Here is a 15857-nt window from a genome sequence, read left to right on the forward strand (position 1 = left end):
CACAAAGAATCATTACTCAATCATTAAAAAAGGGATGTTGGCAAGTAGCTACAATTTTAACTGCCAAATCATACATATTCTACTTGCCAAATACAGTGGCAGCAGTATGTGTTCTCGGAGTAAATAGATAATTACTGACAATAACACGAGGTTATTGCTTTGGATAAAAGAACTCATCATAATTTTGGGGTTATTTTTTTTGCAATTATCTTGGGCACCAGTACCTTTGCTTTTCTTATTCATCTATATGGCAGGTTACTACAATAAGTGGTGAGGATCATTTTAGTATTAAGACGAAAAATGTGTAAAATAGGGCATAATGGAAGAAGTGATAGTAATCTGAAAGAGAGTTGAATCCTATGGATACTCAAGTAACTACGAAGTTTAAAATACTCAAGTCAGCTAATGAGGTGTTTGAAGCGATAGTAGACCCTGTGAAAATCGGAAATTTTTGGTTCTCATCGAGTTCCGAAAGATGGGAACAAGGTAAGTCCGTTACATTAAGGTATGATGAATACGAGGCAGAAGGTGTTATAAATGTACTAGAAATCGAAGTAAACAAGAAGATCGTGTTTTCATGGGGTGGAGAATCGGATGAGGAAACGGTCGTTACAATTACATTAAAAGAGCTGGATAAAGGGAGTACAATTATTGAAGTGAACGAATCAGGTCTTCATGAACACGACCCTGAAATAGTAAACAAAATGCTAGGGCAAAAAGAAGGCTGGGTATATATGTTAGCTTGTTTAAAGAGCTATTTGGAAAATGGAGTTAGTGATTTAAGAGCATCATTAATCCATTAGTTTTAAATAACATCTTATAAAAAAAGACTTTTTTAAAAAAACACTATACAACGATTACTTTTGCATTTCTTGTTGAACTGGTGCGTTGAATAAGGATTGATGAATATGATCCTCTTTTCAAAACAGTTTTTTGTTTAACGTAATTTGAGGGTTTGCGAGGTATTTTAATCAAACTTTAATTAAAACCTACAGTTGTTGTCTCTATATAAAATTAACTTTCCCAATCCGAAGGTTTTTCCGGTACTTTTCCCGGCAGGCCTTCGGTTATTTTATTCTAACATCGGAAAAAATCCAATCGTAAATCAATATCAGTCCAATCTCGTTTTCAATCAGTGTTTAATCCTAATCAAACAGTTTTTCTCTATTTTATTCTTATCCAATGATTGTCCTGTAAGGGAACAGGTGGATTTCAATTCCTTCCCCGTTGGTTTTATTAGGGTGCTAAATCGGTATTCTTTCTAGTTTCCTCACATTTTTGGCCCAAAAAGCTCCCCGATATCCATTCGGTATTTATTCGAAATGGAACGTAAGTTTTTTATCAAAAATGAATGTAAAATAGTTACAATTTTTAGCGGAAATTGGGGAAAATGCAGGACGTAATTTTTTAAAACAGAAATGGAGAGGAGCATGAAAGGGGCATGATCCCTTGGAAGAAAAGGGTTGAGAGGAGGGAGAAGGGCAAGTGGCGGTGGAACGTTAATTTTCGATAGGGACATGTTATAGCATTGAAATAAAATTGCGATATTTATTTAAAAGATACGATGTTTTGAAGAAAGTCACGATGTTTTTAAAAAAAGTGAAGGTTTACCCCTTTGGATATGTTTATCTAAAGGGGTATTCGTATAGTGGTAGGAAGAGTATTCCTGAACTAAAAAGTTGTAATAGTGATACCGTCTGGAAAATGCATTTACAACGATAAGTATTTTGATATGAGTCATATGAGACATTTGTGAAGTGCTAATTTAACCGTAATTGGATTATATATCAATAGACTTACCCTATGATACTAACTTTATAAAAATAACAGCGTTTTGGAATGTTACCGTTGTAAATTGTCAAAATCCTGACGCTACTCCTATAAGAAAACTCAAGGTTTCTTTGAGTTTTCTTACCTAAAGTAGTCATAACTTAGCTTCTTAAATCGGCAACAAATGAGGAATAATAAGAGTTCTCAGGGATTAAATCAACTAAAATTTGGATTAACTTATCTATTGAGAAAAGTACAGTTGTTCCTAGCCAACTACCAGGTAAGAATTCAGCTGGTAACATAGGGTCAGCTATTAATAGCTCATCTCTTTTCTCCTTTAGTGTTAAGAAGTTTGTAAATACCTGTAAAGGATTTCGATTATTATCTTTAATTAAACTATTAAATTTTGTTTTATACTCATTTTCTAGCCATATCTGTATATTTTTGTAGTTAGTGTTGATTTCTTCTAAATTCCATAATGAACTAGCAGTGTTTGGACCTGCTCTTCCTTCAGGAACTATCCCATTTAACAAGAACTCTTTACTTGAAATAATGGTTATATAATCCTCAAGTTCAAGTGAATCAATCAGATTTAGCACCTTATTTATTACATCCCACGGGTAAACATAAACACTCTTATAGAGCATACCAAAGCCTAATTGTAGTAAACCTTTCCTAAAAGCATCTCTTTTCTTTCTTAATGTCTCAGGGATTTCCAATAACACTAAATACCATTTTCCGTCCCAATGTTTTGTGTAAAAGTTATCCTTTTTAGAATATAGACTATATGCGTCTAGACCATTTGGTGTAATTTTATAAATTCCTCGCTCTGATGACGCTATATAAGACATTCTTTTAAATTTAGATAAGATATTTCTTATTGATTGTGGAGTATAATTCATTTCCTTAAAAATATTAATGAGTTCTTTCCCTTCCATTTCAACCTTTTTAGATAATAAGTATAATAACTGTTTTTCAACCGTCACCTATTTCACCTCTACATAGGATATAACGAATTAATCATGCTATTCAAGTGATCGATCTCTATAATTTAGATTAATTGACACATTATTGTAAGTGATATAATATAAAAATCACCGAGCGTTGTATGATATATTATAAACATCGCATTAAGGCTATTCAATTTAGTTTTAAATAGCTATTAATTTTAAGGACGTGATAAAAGTGAATAACTTACTACATGAAATTAATGAATTTGAAACATTTCAGCTGTTAAATGAAAACGGAGAAGTTGTACATAACGACTTGTTGCCTGAACTTAGTGATGAAGAGTTACAACTCCTAATGGAGCGAATGATTTATACTAGAACAATTGATCAAAGATGTATTTCATTATCTAGGCAAGGAAGATTAGGTTTTTATGCTCCGGTTGCTGGACAAGAAGCTAGTATGATTGGAACGCAGTTTGTACTAGAAAAAGAAGATTGGATATTACCAGGATATCGAGATCTTCCGCAAATGTTGTTTCAAGGGGTTCCGTTATCCCAATTATTCCAATGGTCCAGGGGACATCATAAAGGGGGTCGAATGCCTGAAGGAGTTAACGTTACTCCTCCTCAAATCATTATTGGCGCACAAATTGTTCAAGCTGCAGGAGTCGGACTTGGTTTAAAAAAGAGAAAGAAAAAGAATGTTGCAATTACATACACTGGTGACGGTGGCTCGTCTCAAGGAGACTTTTATGAGGGGTTAAACTTCGCAGGAGTTTTCAATGCTCAAACCATTTTTGTTGTTCAAAATAACCAATTTGCAATCTCAACACCGTTCGAAAAACAAACTGCTGCAAAGTCGATTGCACATAAATCGGTTGCTGCTGGAATTAAAGGCGTAAGGGTAGATGGAATGGATATTCTAGCTACTTATGTAGTTACAAAAGAAGCAAGAGAACGGGCTATTAATTCAAGTGGTCCTACGTTAATTGAAGCTATAACCTATCGGTATGGTCCTCATTCAACATCAGGTGATGACCCAACACTCTACAGAAACGAACAACTTGAGAAAGAATGGGCCCAAAAAGATCCTATAACAAGGTTTAGATTGTTTTTAGAAAAACAAGATTTATGGAGTGAGGAGCATGAGTTTCAAATTATAGAACAAGCAAAAAAAGATGTGAAAAATGCAATAAAACAAGCAGAATCTGAAAGTAAGCCAAAAGTTTCCAATTTAATTGAGAACATGTATGAAGTACTACCTTTCAATTTAAGGGAGCAGTTAAATCAAGTAAAAGAAAATTATCAATGATGAATTTCAATTCTTCTATAATAAATATAAAAGTATGGAATAATGCAGAAAAAAAGAAAGCAAAAACGAGCTTATTGGATGCCAACTTAGTTCCATTGCCAATAGGCATAAAAGAGGGGGTGGAGCCAAGAGATGCAAGGATTTGGAGGGGGAAGTTGCAGACTCATAATAGATGTCCCTCGCTTCCCAATACCGGATTACCTACGTTACAGTTGCTCGTAAATCCTGATTAATGCTGCCAACAACCAAGGCCTTCGCCTACATTAATATTAATATTGATCACGGCATAAAATACTAGCTTAAAAGCCCTCAACCAAAGAAAAGGCGAGGGCGTGTTTTGCGTTTTTATTTATCTAAATGCTCAATTGCGTAATCGGCTTCTTCTTGTGTAAATTTTTCACCGTGCTCAGAGGTTAATTGGTCTCTTATCGCTTCGGGTGACATACTCATAGTTTCCTGATAATTTTTTGCTTTTGCCAAGGCATTTTCATTAAAATCAGCTTTCAGATTGTCAATTGCGTACTGTGCTTCGTCTTCAGTAAATTTTTCGCCGTGTTCAGAAATAAGTTGTTCATAGATTCCTTGTTTTGACATGTGCATTTCTTTTGAATAGGATTCAGCCTTTTTCAAAGCGTTTGCTTTCCAGTCAAATTCGAGTTTACTCATTGCATACTCGGAGGCTTCTGTAGAAAACTTTTCGCCATGTTCTGAAGTTAATTGTTCAAAAATAGCACTTTTGGACATCTTCATTGTTTTTGCGTACGATTCAGCTTTTTTCAAAGCAGACTTATATTCGGTAGGAACGTCATCCTCTGCCTTCGTATCTTCTTTTTTCGGTTCCTCTTTTTTCTTTTCAGGTTCCTTATTCTCTTTTGGTTTATCTTTCGCTTGTTCGGTGGCAGCCGGCTTACTTTCCTTTTTGTTAGAGTCTGCTTCGTCATCCATGCCATTAACGGCCGCAGCGATAACAATAATCGCAATTACCCATACCCACCATTTTTTATAAAATGGTTTTTTCTGCTTATCCCTTTTTCCCATTTCTATTTTCCCCCTTATAGATCGATTTGTGTAAAATTATACCATAAAACTATTGCTATAGTTATATAATCACCAAGGAATACCCAATTATCAACAATCTCATTAATAGGTAATTATGCCTAATAATTCGCCAACAACATTTCTGAGCTTCTTCTTTGGTAAGATTGAGGTAGTTGGATGCACATAGAATAGTGTTTGTGGATTCCAAACTCTACCTGTAACAGACCAGGTTCCATCGTCAAAATCTTATTATTGTTGTTTGGGGGAGGGGAGAGTTACAGGTTAATAGAAATTTATTAAGTGACAAAAAAATTGTTTCATATACTATAAAGTCGTTTAAATGTGAGTCATTCTATTTAACGATCGAGCTGAGTAAATAAAGTAGACAATATAAAGAAACACCTATGCATCGTATCAAATTGACATAACAATGCAGGATGTTTCTTTTCAGAAAACATATGAAATTAAGTTGTTTCTCCCGCAATAACGGGCAGTAAGACTCCCAACTCAAAACTTAAGATGAGTCGGAGTATTTTAGGTGGGAGATCAACTGCCCGTAAAAGCCCGATTCGTTCAACTAACAATCAGTAGGAGATAAAGAAAACCCCCACTGATCGAAGTTTCACTTTATTTACGTAAAAGTATATTGGGTACTAATCGAATATAAATTAGTTCACCTGCAAGTTCAACGATTGTTTGTGTCACAATGATAGTTGCTACTAATGTACTCAAATTATTTGGTAAGGCGAAAGCAAGAGGAAGAACTACAAGCGAATTACGTGTAGCGCTACTAAATATAAGTGCACGACCTGAACCAATATCAAGCTTGAACCACTTTGAAATAAACTTAGAAATGATAGGCATAATGACCATAAAAGCAACATATATAGGAATGACTTTGATAATTAGGTCAATATATGTTGATACTTTTCCTATTTGAGACGATACAACAACAAAAAGAGTAAGAGCCATGAATGGAACGGGAAGCCATGCTGATATATTTATTATTTTATTACCAACAATTGATTTTTTTGCAAATATCTGTAGGGCAATAGCGAGTCCTAATGGGATAACGATAAGACCAAAAAATGCTTCAAGGAACGGACCTGGGTCTACAATGTTTGCCGCATCATTCCCAATAAACAAAAATAAATATAAAGGTAATAGCAGCATTTGAGTAATAAAGAGAACAGGTGTAGAAATAAGAATAATCTTCTCATTTCCACGCCCGAGAGCCGTAAAAACAATTACATAATCAATACAAGGTGTAAGTAAAACTAAATAGACTCCAAGCAATAACGGTGGAGATTGGGGTAATAACTTTGATAGAAGCCATACCACTATAGGAACTGCAATATAGTTAACCGTTAATAATGCCCCAAAAAAACGACGATTAGCAAACGACTCTTTTAAAGAAGTAAAAGGAATTTGCGAAAACATACTATACATTAAAATAGCAATAATAAATGAAATTGTTGCATCTAATTGTGCTCCGAAATCAGGAATTAGTAATCCAAATCCAACTGCTATCATTAGTACAATGACATATAGCCAAACCTGATTGTTTTCTAATTTTTCTCTAGAAGTCATTATTTAGTTGCCCCTTTTTATTGCCTCACTAAATAGACTTTCTGCTAAGTAGATAAATAAGAGGCGTATGTAATAAGTGATATTTAATTTGATCTGGAATTCTCACTTTATATTATCATAATGATTGTTTAGACTAATGTAAAAACCTTCCATACATATCATATAGTGAGAACTTTATAAATGGGCAGCATCGATTTTCGTAAAAACCCATTCAAATTAAATAGTGTTAAAAACTAAAACGTAATGTTTAACTAAGCAATAACCCTCAACAACTACGGTGCTGAAACAGTAATTGGATAATGAAGGGGATTATACTTTACAGGTTCATGTCACGGCTTGAAGTATACATAATATGCCTAAAAAACCTATAAAAGTTGAGAAGTAATAAAGGCTAATATTATTACTCTTACGTAGGAGCTCCAAATGTTATAAAAATATCTTGTATTTTTAAAGTAATGAGCCTTTCAAACGAGGGCTCATTTTTTAGATAAAGTTGCAGTTGCAAATACCTAAGAAAAGCATTCCAATAACAGAATAAATTTCATAAAGTCTGCGTACATAAGATTGTATAAACCAAATTTATTATTGAAAGGATTTGGAATCCGTGTGGGTGCCTTTGCTTTTATCCGGCGTATCTGTAATGGGGTTAGGTATTGGAGGGGTATTAACAAGTTCAATTAACCGATTTTTTCCGAAAAAATTACCTTACGTATATGTCATTTGTGGAGGGATTTTGATGGGGATTATTTCATTTGATTTAATCCCTCATACTCTAAAAAACTTTGATTTCAAAGGTGTACTTTTAGGTGCTCTAACAGGGTACATCGTTATGTTATTAATTGGTCATTTTTTTCACCACAAAGAAGAGTTGAATGTTTCCGAAAGAACTTTAGGGTTTTTAGTTGCAGCTATATTCTTTCATCACATCATTATGGGTTTTTCATACGGGGCTGTTACCTTATTTAACAGCTATTCCTTTCTAACCGCTATTATTCTTCATCAAATTCCGGAAGGTATAGCTATAATGACTATTTTATTAATCATAAGAATAAAAGGGATCACCTTTCTCTATATAATATCCATATTATCGGTTGTTTTCGGCGTAAGTGCTTTTTTAGGTGAATCAATAAAAGAAACAGCAAGGACAGTAGACACATTGTTGACAGGAACTGCTATTGGAACCCTTTTATTTGTAACACTTAATGAAATTATTGGAAAGTCAAAAAAACAATTTGGAAGGATACCGTTGCTTCTTATGATAACTTTTGGAGCGATCATGATAAAAATTTATATATCCTTATTGCCAGATTAATAAGTCAGCTTTATTGATGATAACTGCTACGGAATAATCGCATGTAAGGTCACAAGTTCAGGTAGCTGAGCAAACAATAAAAACTGAACACATCTAGTGCTTAAACCCTTATTTTTAAATAGTGCAACGCTAGTGATAGTAACTAAAAAATAAAAGGAATAACATAAGCAGGAAATAACCTACTCAATCTCCATCTCAATCTCCATAGAGAATATTTTAAGAGCCTGTTTTGAATAATTTTTTTCAAAAGCAGGCCCTGATCTTTTTGCTGAATTAGGCTTTTGTAAGCCTATTTTGATTTATTTTTGTTTTGAAGCTGCACCAGGTCTTCACGGTATTTTGTCTCTCTTATTTCTTATCGTTATTTTCCTCTACATATTTTTTAAGAGCTAATAGCTTTTTGTCCCAATATTGTTCAAAGAAGGTAAGCCAATCTTTTAGTTCAACCAAAGGTTCTGGACTAAGCGTATATCGGGTTTCGCGTCCCACCTTGCGACTTCTGACAAGGCCGGCATTGGAAAGAATATGCAGATGCTTATTCACAGCGGTACGACTTATCGGGTAGAATCTTACAATTTCAGTTATCGACATTTCCTTTTCAGCAAGCAATTTTAACATACTCCGACGAGTTGGGTCCGAAATTGCTTGAAAGATATCTTGCTTAGATTGGTCGACCATTCTTATGCAGCAACATATTTTGAAAGTTTTTCTTTTACAATTTTTTCCCATCCGCCGTTCATAGTTTCAAAAACACTCAATGTTTCTGCACTCCAACCAGAATGAATAAGGGTAAATTCAGTTTTTTCATCTTCTAATGATCTCAATTCAAATGTAAGGTGCCACTCTTTATCCCAGTCGAAGCCGACACGCTTCAGAGGTTCTAATTCAGTAACTTTACATGGGGAATCACCGTATGGACCTGCATGAAGGACAAAGTCCTTTCCCAAAACAGCTTCAAAAGTATTTGCCATCCACCATGCCGCAATACCTTCTGATGTTGAAACAGCTTTCCACACTTTTTCAATTGGAGCATCCAATATGATGGTTTTACGAATTTCAGGTGTTTGCATAAGTTAATACCCCCAATACATTTTTAACACCTTTTGGTGTCATAAGGTTATTGTAACACCAAAAGGTGTTATTTAAAATGGACAAATAATTCCTATATAACCATAGTCTTACAATTACGCCCGGCGGACTATTGAATAAATTTGTACAAAAAATTTAAAGTTGGACAATACGAAAGATTCCACAATGACTTGTATAATAAAAAAGAATTCTCGTTTATCTAAATGGGCAGATGGAGGAAGAAAATGAAGATATTAGAATTACCAATTGAATTTGAATTTAATGGACAAAAAAATTACATATATCCTAGCTTAATTGTATCGAATAATGAATTAACATTGGTCGATACAGGATATACAAATTTCTTGATTTTAATTGAAAATGAAATTCTAAAAAATGGATATGAAATGAAGAATTTAAAGAATATAATCATTACTCACTATGATGATGATCATATAGGTTCCTTACATGATTTCAAAGAAAAATATCCTTGGATTAACATTATAGCTAGTGAAATTGAATCAAAATACATTAGCGGTGAAATGAAGTCAGAGAGATTGGTTCAAGCCGAAGAAATGTTAGAAAATATGCCAAAAGAAGAAATAGAATTTGGTAAATGGTTTATACAGCAATTAAAAAATTTGAAGCATATTCCAATTGATGAAAAGGTACATGATGGTGATATGATTCTAGATAACAAATGCAGAGTCGTAGCAACACCAGGGCATACTTCAGGACATATTTCATTATATATTCCGAGTTTAAAAAGTGTAATTACAGGTGATGCAGCTGTTCATAAGAATTATGAATTGGTCGTTGCTAATCCACACTTTTGTTTAAATGTTGAGAAGGCACAACAGTCCTTAAGAAACATTAAAAATCTTAAGGCTGAAACGTACTATTGTTATCATGGTGGGAAATTTACTTTATAATAGGGAGCTAAACGTAAAGGCTCTCGAATAAAAAATAATCGTGGAATACAAATAGCAATTATCCTTTAAGAGTGAAGTTTAAAAACAAGATGAGAATAACAGAGAAGGGAAACAAGAGATCAATCTATGCTTTGGATTTAGGGAGTTTTCAACCACCCAATTTTTTCCAGTTTTAACTGTCAAAAACTCGATATTTGAAATTAAATTGGTACTCGGAGAAAAAAGTTGCTACCCTGCTGTTATTAACTTTTTTACCCAATTCTTATTCTGTAGGGAACAGGCTAGCTTCTGATTTTCCACAGTATAAAATATGGTAGTCTTCCGGGCTATTTCAAATTGGAAGACCTCCTTCGGTATTTATCCAAGGGAACACACAATGGAGAAATGATTAATTTGCGATGAATAAAAGAGCTTGTTAAAATATGTATAGGGGAAAACCCTACATTTTTATTCAATGGAGACCTTATTCATGATTATTCAATTTATGCGTTATAGATAATGAAAGGTATAGACATTTTTTTGCCTGACTCATATTTTTTTGAACAATATGACAGGTTTATTTGTCTATGCCTTTTTCATTTATCAAAACGAATGAATGAGGTGTATTTTTTGAATAAAAGAATCATGAGTGCAAATTATGTCAGTAATATCGAATCTATATTTAAGTGTCCAATTTGTGCTTCTTCAATGCAGGTACTAAACACGAAAAGTTTGGTCTGTAGTAATCGCCATACATTTGACTTTGCCAAGCAAGGGTATGTCAATTTAATCCCTCATACGGTCAAAACAAAGTACAGTAAAGAACTCTTCGAAGCAAGGAAACGGATTGCGGAATATGGCTTTTTTGAACCTTTGACAAAAACAATTGCTGAATTGATAAATAAACATGTCCTGAAAAATCAAATATATGTCTTGGATACAGGATGTGGTGAGGGGTCGCACCTAGCTAATTTGTGTAACATGATTGTAAAGGATAAAGAAAACGTTTCAGGCGTCGGAATTGATATTTCTAAAGAAGGAATATTAATTGCTGCCAAAAATCATTCAAATAAGGTATGGGCTGTAGCTGATCTTGCGAATACTCCATTTAAAGAAAAGCAGTTTGATGTTATCCTAAATATCCTGTCGCCATCCAATTATTCTGAATTTACAAGAATACTGAAAAACAATGGTTTTATCGTGAAGGTGGTCCCGGAGACTGAGTATTTGAAGGAATTAAGACAAATCTATTTCGATGAACCTGACAAGAAATCTTATTCAAATACAGATACTATTGAGCGGTTCGAGGAGCGTTTTCAGGTGATTGATCGTTCAAGGTTACGTTATATAATAAATCTTGAAAAGCCATCCATTCCATCTTTAGTTCAAATGACACCCTTGAGTTGGAGAGCGATAGATGAACGAGTGGACAGCTTTTTAGAGAGAGAGTCAGTAGGCATAACCGTAGATTTGGTCATATTAATCGGAAAGGGAAAATAAGAAATATAAATAAGGCAGTCCCATTTCGGTAAGGGTTCTCTTGGGTGAAAAAATTCAATCATTATATGAATTAGTATTCAAAAAGGCATGGAGATTCGCATTGAATTTCCATGCCTTTTTATTCAGTTTGAAACATCATTAATCATTAGGGGAAATTTGATTTGAAAAAAGAAATTTGGAAAAAGAGATGGGTATATTCAAATTAAAAGGGAAATCAGCTAGTGGTTAACATTTCAACGAAGAATAGTCAAAATGAGTATTTGAAGCCTTAAACAAGACGTTAAGCTCATCAACCACTAAAGGAAACTCCTTGTGGTAATGTAAAACGGACGCTTTAAGAGGATAACGAAAAAAACCCAATTTCTTAATGTTAGCTAAGAAATTGGGTTTTTAATATGTAGATGTTTTTTTAGTCATTTTTTTGTAAAGCGGGGTTTTTCTTCCGTTGAATTTACAATTTTTATGGTCGTGTAAACACATTGATAAAAATGAAAAACTATGTTACATTTATTTAGATACACTAAAAATATGATTTGTGATAAATATATACCTATTATAATTGTACATCATAATATCCTTTTTAGTCAACCCCTATTTTTATTTTTTAAAAGGAGTGTTTGATATGGACATGGAACTTCGCCAGGAGCAAGAAAGAGTGAACCGTGTAATGGAGACAATTACAGAGCAAATCAAAAGGTTGGAGGGCGAAACTTCCGTGCGTCGGATGGAAGTGGTGAATATCCGCAAACATTTTTGGGATGAAGTAAAGGTTAATATTGATAGCTTCGACGATTATCTTGAAACGATTATTGGCTTGAGACAAGAGGCTCAAGCGCTGTCCGTAAGCCAGAGCACCCATAGGCATGCATCTAAGCGATTATCTTCGCTGCGGCGTATGCAAGAGGTACCCTATTTTGGACGAATTGATTTCATTGAGGAAGGAACTTCAACTGCGGAACGAATCTATATCGGTACCTCTACGCTCACGGATGCAAGCGGAGAAAACTTCCTTATTTACGACTGGAGGGCACCGATCTCGAGTGTCTACTACGATTATCAGCCTGGTCCCGCCAAGTATGCTACACCTGGAGGTGTCATCTATGGCACACTGGAGAAAAAGTGGCAATATCTCATCCGCGGCGGCATTATCCAATCTATGTTCGATACTAGTCTAACGATTGGTGACGAGATTTTACAGCAGGTGCTTGGTAAAGGTACAGACAAACATATGCACAGTATAGTAGCTACCATTCAACAGGAGCAAAACCGGATCATTCGGCAGGATCGCGGGCGGATGCTCATTGTACACGGAGCTGCTGGCAGCGGTAAGACATCAGCTGCCCTGCAGCGTGTTGCTTATTTACTGTATAAATATCGAGACACGCTGAATGCCGATCAAATCATTCTTTTTTCACCTAATTCGATGTTTAATAGTTATGTTTCCAATGTGTTGCCAGAACTCGGCGAAGAGAACATGCAGCAGGTCACATTCCAGGAATACTTGGATCATCGACTGAAAAGTGAATTTCAAGTTGAGAATCCTTACGATCAATTGGAGTATGTTTTGACTGCAGCGGATAACCCATTATACAGAACAAGGATTGCGGGTATCCGATTCAAAGCTACCACTCATTTTTTTGAGGCGATCAAATCATACAGGGAGTCGCTGGAATTATCCGGAATGGTATTCAAAGGGATTAGCTTCAGAGGAAAGACTATTGTTACTGCTAAAAAAATTGCAGAAAAGTTCTATAGCTGCGACACCTCGCTTCGTTTTCATAGCAGACTTGAAAAATTGAAGGATTGGCTAATAAAGCAAATGGATGAAGCCGAGAAGCTTGAACGGAATATGCCATGGGTACAGGAGGAAATCGAACTGCTTAGCAATGAGGATTACTATAGGGCATATACCTACTTAGCGGAAAAACGCGGCTACAAAGGAGAGGCGATTCATGATTATGAAATCGAGCATGAAGCGTTAGCCCGCTTGATTGTTCGCCGGAAATTAAAGCCATTGCGAAAACAGATCAAGGCGTTTCGCTTCATTAACATGAAGGGTATATACAAACAGTTTTTTGCCGAACCCTTCCGGATTAAACAGTGGATGGGTTTTGAAGCACCTGAAGAGTGGGAAGATATTTGTCTGTTGACTGTGAAAATGTTGGATGAAGGTAAACTATTTTATGAAGATGCTACTCCGTTTTTATTGATGAAAGAACTGATTCAGGGCTTTCAGACGAACAGCTCAATCAAACATGTACTTGTTGACGAGGCGCAAGATTATTCTCCGTTTCAATTCGAGTTTTTGAAGCGTTTGTTTCCTTCGGCAAGAATGACTGTGCTCGGTGACTTTAACCAAGCTATATTCGCCCATGCCAGTGAAATGGTCGATTTCCACACGCTTTCTGGCTTATACGGTCCGGATAAAACGGTTGCGATCAACTTGACCCGCAGTTATAGATCCACAAAACCGATTGTCGAATTAACACGCAAACTCATACCTGACGGTGAACGGATTACCGCTTTTGAACGTGATGGCGAGAAGCCTAAATTGACACAGCTGTCTAATCGAGCTGAATTGCATCGTTCCATAGCTTCCAAAGTTGCAGACTTACGCAAACGGCAATATAGCACAATAGCGGTTATATGCAAATCAGCAGTGGAAAGCACCGCTGCATACGATTCATTGAGCGGCATCGAAGAAATTAAGCTCGTGAAGAGTGGCTCGATTCAATATGAGCAAGGCGTTGTTGTTATACCGGTATATTTGGCCAAAGGTATCGAATTTGATGCGGTTATTATTTATGATGCATCAGCAGCAGTATACGGGGATGAGAGCCTGCGTAGATTGTTTTATACTGCCTGCACCCGGGCCATGCATCACTTGCAACTATACAGTGTTGGCGAACCAAGTCCCTTTTTGCGCGATGTTGCGCCGGAGAGTTTAATTTTGAGCTGAGTTAAAAGGGAATGAAGTGTTTGGTTCAGAATTCCATCCAACATCTAGTTCGTATTTATTTGAAAAGGAATGTAATTTTTTTTATAACAGAAAATAGCAGGGAAGTGAAAGGAGCGTAAATCTTAGATGAGGTTGTGGAAGATAGAGAGGAAAGGCGATGACAAGGAATCTTCTCTGGCGACTTCCTATTCCGTTAAAAGGCAGATTAATTGAGAACACTTAACAAGCAAATTATAATTAATATATTAAAAAAAAAGGAATGAAAAAACACGATTCGGTTGGTAGTCCGGATGCATCGATATTATAAAGATGCCAGTAACCTTCCCCTCCTCGGGATGTCCATCATCCCAAGACTTTACTGTTAAGAGGAGGGATCGTCATGATCTTGACGGATTATGATGGTCAGTTTTGGGTTGGAGTAACTGAAATTCAAGAAAACGGAAGACTGAAAGCTTACCGTTATGTATTTGGTACAGAGCCTAGTGATACTGAGGTTTTAGAATTTGTAAATGATCGGTTATTTGCTGTCATTACAAAAAGTACGCAGTTAGGGATTAAAGAGAAGAGGAGAGTAAATAAAAGGATTAATCCTAAACGTCTTCAACGACAGGTAGCCAAGGAAATGAAACAGAAGGGAATTTCAACACAGGCACAAGAGGCGATTAAAGAAGATATTAAGAGACGGAAAATGGAAGGGAAAAAACTTGAAAAACAGCGTGATGATGCTTTTAAACAAAAACAATGGGAAATCATAAAACAAAAAGCTAAGAAAAAGCATAAAGGGCGATAAATTATTCAAGAATTGGAACTGTAAACTAAATCTGTTAGTGAGAGAGCGTACGTATGGTCAACAATGAGCCATTTAAAGCCTTGCTGAATGGATGGATAGAGTAATTTTCCATGACGGGATTTATCCTTTTCGGAACAGGGCTTTTGTCAAATGTTTGGGTAAGCTTGCAGCCAATTGTTAGCAGGGCACCATATATCGAAGATATCAAAGGAGATAAAAATAATATGAACATTATTATTACCAGTTTATTTGTACAAGATCAAAACAAGGCACTAGAGTTTTATACAGAAACGCTGGGCTTTGTAAAAAAGGAGGATGTTCCTGCCGGAGAATTTAGGTGGATAACGCTTGTTTCTCCCGATGATCAGGGCGGTACCGAGCTTTTACTTGAACCGAATCAGCATCCGGCTGCCAAAGATTATCAAAGTAAGATCTATGCCGATGGCATCCCGGCAACAATGTTTGGGGTTCCAAATGTTCAAAAAGAGTACGAACGATTAATGAAGAAAGGCGTGAAGTTTACTAAAGAGCCGACAGAAATGGGCGAAGTAACACTGGCTGTCTTCGACGATACATGCGGAAACCTTATTCAGATAGTGCAAAAGTAAATTAAAGAAGCAAATTTATACGCAGTTCCAGAGCGTTTGGAAAAGAATG

General features: G+C 35.6%; 14 protein-coding genes. 9 read left to right on the forward strand and 5 right to left on the reverse strand.

All coding sequences use genetic code 11. The features are described from left to right. Window positions 1-359: 359 nt before the first annotated feature. Window positions 360-803 carry an SRPBCC family protein gene (locus C509_RS0120470; RefSeq protein ID WP_018708804.1) on the forward strand — a complete coding sequence of 148 codons (444 nt, stop codon included), beginning with the start codon at window positions 360-362 and terminating at the stop codon, window positions 801-803. 1128 nt (window positions 804-1931) lie between these two features. On the opposite strand, the gene C509_RS0120480 is transcribed toward C509_RS0120470, so the two are convergent. Next, on the reverse strand, window positions 1932-2756 hold the full coding sequence (locus tag C509_RS0120480; protein WP_018708806.1) for a PaaX family transcriptional regulator C-terminal domain-containing protein: 825 nt from the start codon (window positions 2754-2756) through the stop codon (window positions 1932-1934). Between the two features lie 199 nt (window positions 2757-2955). Between C509_RS0120480 and pdhA the strand changes: the two genes are divergently transcribed. Both pdhA and C509_RS26635 read left to right on the forward strand, forming a co-directional pair. Continuing rightward, window positions 2956-4032 (forward strand): pyruvate dehydrogenase (acetyl-transferring) E1 component subunit alpha, encoded by a 1077-nt coding sequence (pdhA, locus tag C509_RS0120485; RefSeq protein ID WP_018708807.1) that lies wholly within the window; start codon window positions 2956-2958, stop codon window positions 4030-4032. Continuing rightward, window positions 4032-4265 (forward strand): hypothetical protein, encoded by a 234-nt coding sequence (locus C509_RS26635; RefSeq protein WP_169509277.1) that lies wholly within the window; start codon window positions 4032-4034, stop codon window positions 4263-4265. Before pdhA ends, C509_RS26635 begins: the two co-directional genes overlap by 1 nt. Before the next feature lie 112 nt (window positions 4266-4377). Here the strand turns inward: C509_RS26635 and C509_RS0120495 are convergent, their stop codons facing one another. Together C509_RS0120495 and C509_RS0120500 are read right to left on the reverse strand one after the other, a co-directional pair. Beyond that, entirely contained in the window at window positions 4378-5070 is a 693-nt protein-coding gene (locus C509_RS0120495; protein WP_018708809.1) for an Ltp family lipoprotein, read from the reverse strand. A 627-nt stretch (window positions 5071-5697) separates the two neighbouring features. Next, on the reverse strand, window positions 5698-6660 hold the full coding sequence (locus C509_RS0120500) for an arsenic resistance protein (protein ID WP_018708810.1): 963 nt from the start codon (window positions 6658-6660) through the stop codon (window positions 5698-5700). 610 nt (window positions 6661-7270) lie between these two features. On the opposite strand from C509_RS0120500, the gene C509_RS0120505 reads away from it, so the two are divergent. Continuing rightward, entirely contained in the window at window positions 7271-7972 is a 702-nt protein-coding gene (locus tag C509_RS0120505) for a ZIP family metal transporter (protein ID WP_154654474.1), read from the forward strand. A gap of 348 nt (window positions 7973-8320) precedes the next feature. On the opposite strand, the gene C509_RS0120510 is transcribed toward C509_RS0120505, so the two are convergent. Next, complete coding sequence (locus C509_RS0120510; RefSeq protein WP_026319999.1) at window positions 8321-8650, reverse strand: ArsR/SmtB family transcription factor; 330 nt, start codon at window positions 8648-8650, stop codon at window positions 8321-8323. Between the two features lie 2 nt (window positions 8651-8652). Next, the gene (locus C509_RS0120515; RefSeq protein ID WP_018708813.1) at window positions 8653-9042 is read right to left on the reverse strand and encodes an SRPBCC family protein; all 390 of its coding nucleotides are present in this window, start codon (window positions 9040-9042) and stop codon (window positions 8653-8655) included. Between the two features lie 243 nt (window positions 9043-9285). Between C509_RS0120515 and C509_RS0120520 the strand changes: the two genes are divergently transcribed. From C509_RS0120520 to C509_RS0120540, 5 genes are all read left to right on the forward strand, one after another. After that, window positions 9286-9972, forward strand: coding sequence for an MBL fold metallo-hydrolase (locus tag C509_RS0120520; RefSeq protein ID WP_018708814.1), 687 nt, complete (start codon window positions 9286-9288; stop codon window positions 9970-9972). A gap of 600 nt (window positions 9973-10572) precedes the next feature. Beyond that, window positions 10573-11451: a putative RNA methyltransferase gene (locus tag C509_RS0120525; RefSeq protein ID WP_245542514.1), complete on the forward strand. Its 879-nt coding sequence runs from the start codon at window positions 10573-10575 to the stop codon at window positions 11449-11451. A gap of 622 nt (window positions 11452-12073) precedes the next feature. After that, the gene (helD, locus tag C509_RS0120530; protein ID WP_018708816.1) at window positions 12074-14410 is read left to right on the forward strand and encodes an RNA polymerase recycling motor HelD; all 2337 of its coding nucleotides are present in this window, start codon (window positions 12074-12076) and stop codon (window positions 14408-14410) included. A 379-nt stretch (window positions 14411-14789) separates the two neighbouring features. Further along, window positions 14790-15200: a YjdF family protein gene (locus C509_RS0120535; RefSeq protein WP_018708817.1), complete on the forward strand. Its 411-nt coding sequence runs from the start codon at window positions 14790-14792 to the stop codon at window positions 15198-15200. A 224-nt stretch (window positions 15201-15424) separates the two neighbouring features. Then, a complete protein-coding gene (locus C509_RS0120540; protein WP_026320000.1) occupies window positions 15425-15808 on the forward strand; it encodes a VOC family protein in 384 nt (127 codons plus the stop codon). Window positions 15809-15857 lie beyond the last annotated feature (49 nt).

Source organism: Siminovitchia fordii DSM 16014 = CIP 108821, assembly GCF_000374565.1.
In the GTDB taxonomy this organism is placed as follows: Bacteria; Bacillota; Bacilli; order Bacillales; family Bacillaceae_C; genus Siminovitchia; species Siminovitchia fordii.

Coding starts and splice junctions, on each gene's coding strand:
- C509_RS0120540 (WP_026320000.1), top strand. CDS start 15,425: ATGAACATTATTATTACCAGTTTATTTGTACAAGATCAAAACAAGGCA.
- C509_RS26635 (WP_169509277.1), top strand. CDS start 4,032: ATGAATTTCAATTCTTCTATAATAAATATAAAAGTATGGAATAATGCA.
- C509_RS0120515 (WP_018708813.1), bottom strand. CDS start 9,042: ATGCAAACACCTGAAATTCGTAAAACCATCATATTGGATGCTCCAATT.
- C509_RS0120520 (WP_018708814.1), top strand. CDS start 9,286: ATGAAGATATTAGAATTACCAATTGAATTTGAATTTAATGGACAAAAA.
- C509_RS0120495 (WP_018708809.1), bottom strand. CDS start 5,070: ATGGGAAAAAGGGATAAGCAGAAAAAACCATTTTATAAAAAATGGTGG.
- C509_RS0120510 (WP_026319999.1), bottom strand. CDS start 8,650: ATGGTCGACCAATCTAAGCAAGATATCTTTCAAGCAATTTCGGACCCA.
- C509_RS0120470 (WP_018708804.1), top strand. CDS start 360: ATGGATACTCAAGTAACTACGAAGTTTAAAATACTCAAGTCAGCTAAT.
- C509_RS0120535 (WP_018708817.1), top strand. CDS start 14,790: ATGATCTTGACGGATTATGATGGTCAGTTTTGGGTTGGAGTAACTGAA.
- helD (WP_018708816.1), top strand. CDS start 12,074: ATGGACATGGAACTTCGCCAGGAGCAAGAAAGAGTGAACCGTGTAATG.
- C509_RS0120500 (WP_018708810.1), bottom strand. CDS start 6,660: ATGACTTCTAGAGAAAAATTAGAAAACAATCAGGTTTGGCTATATGTC.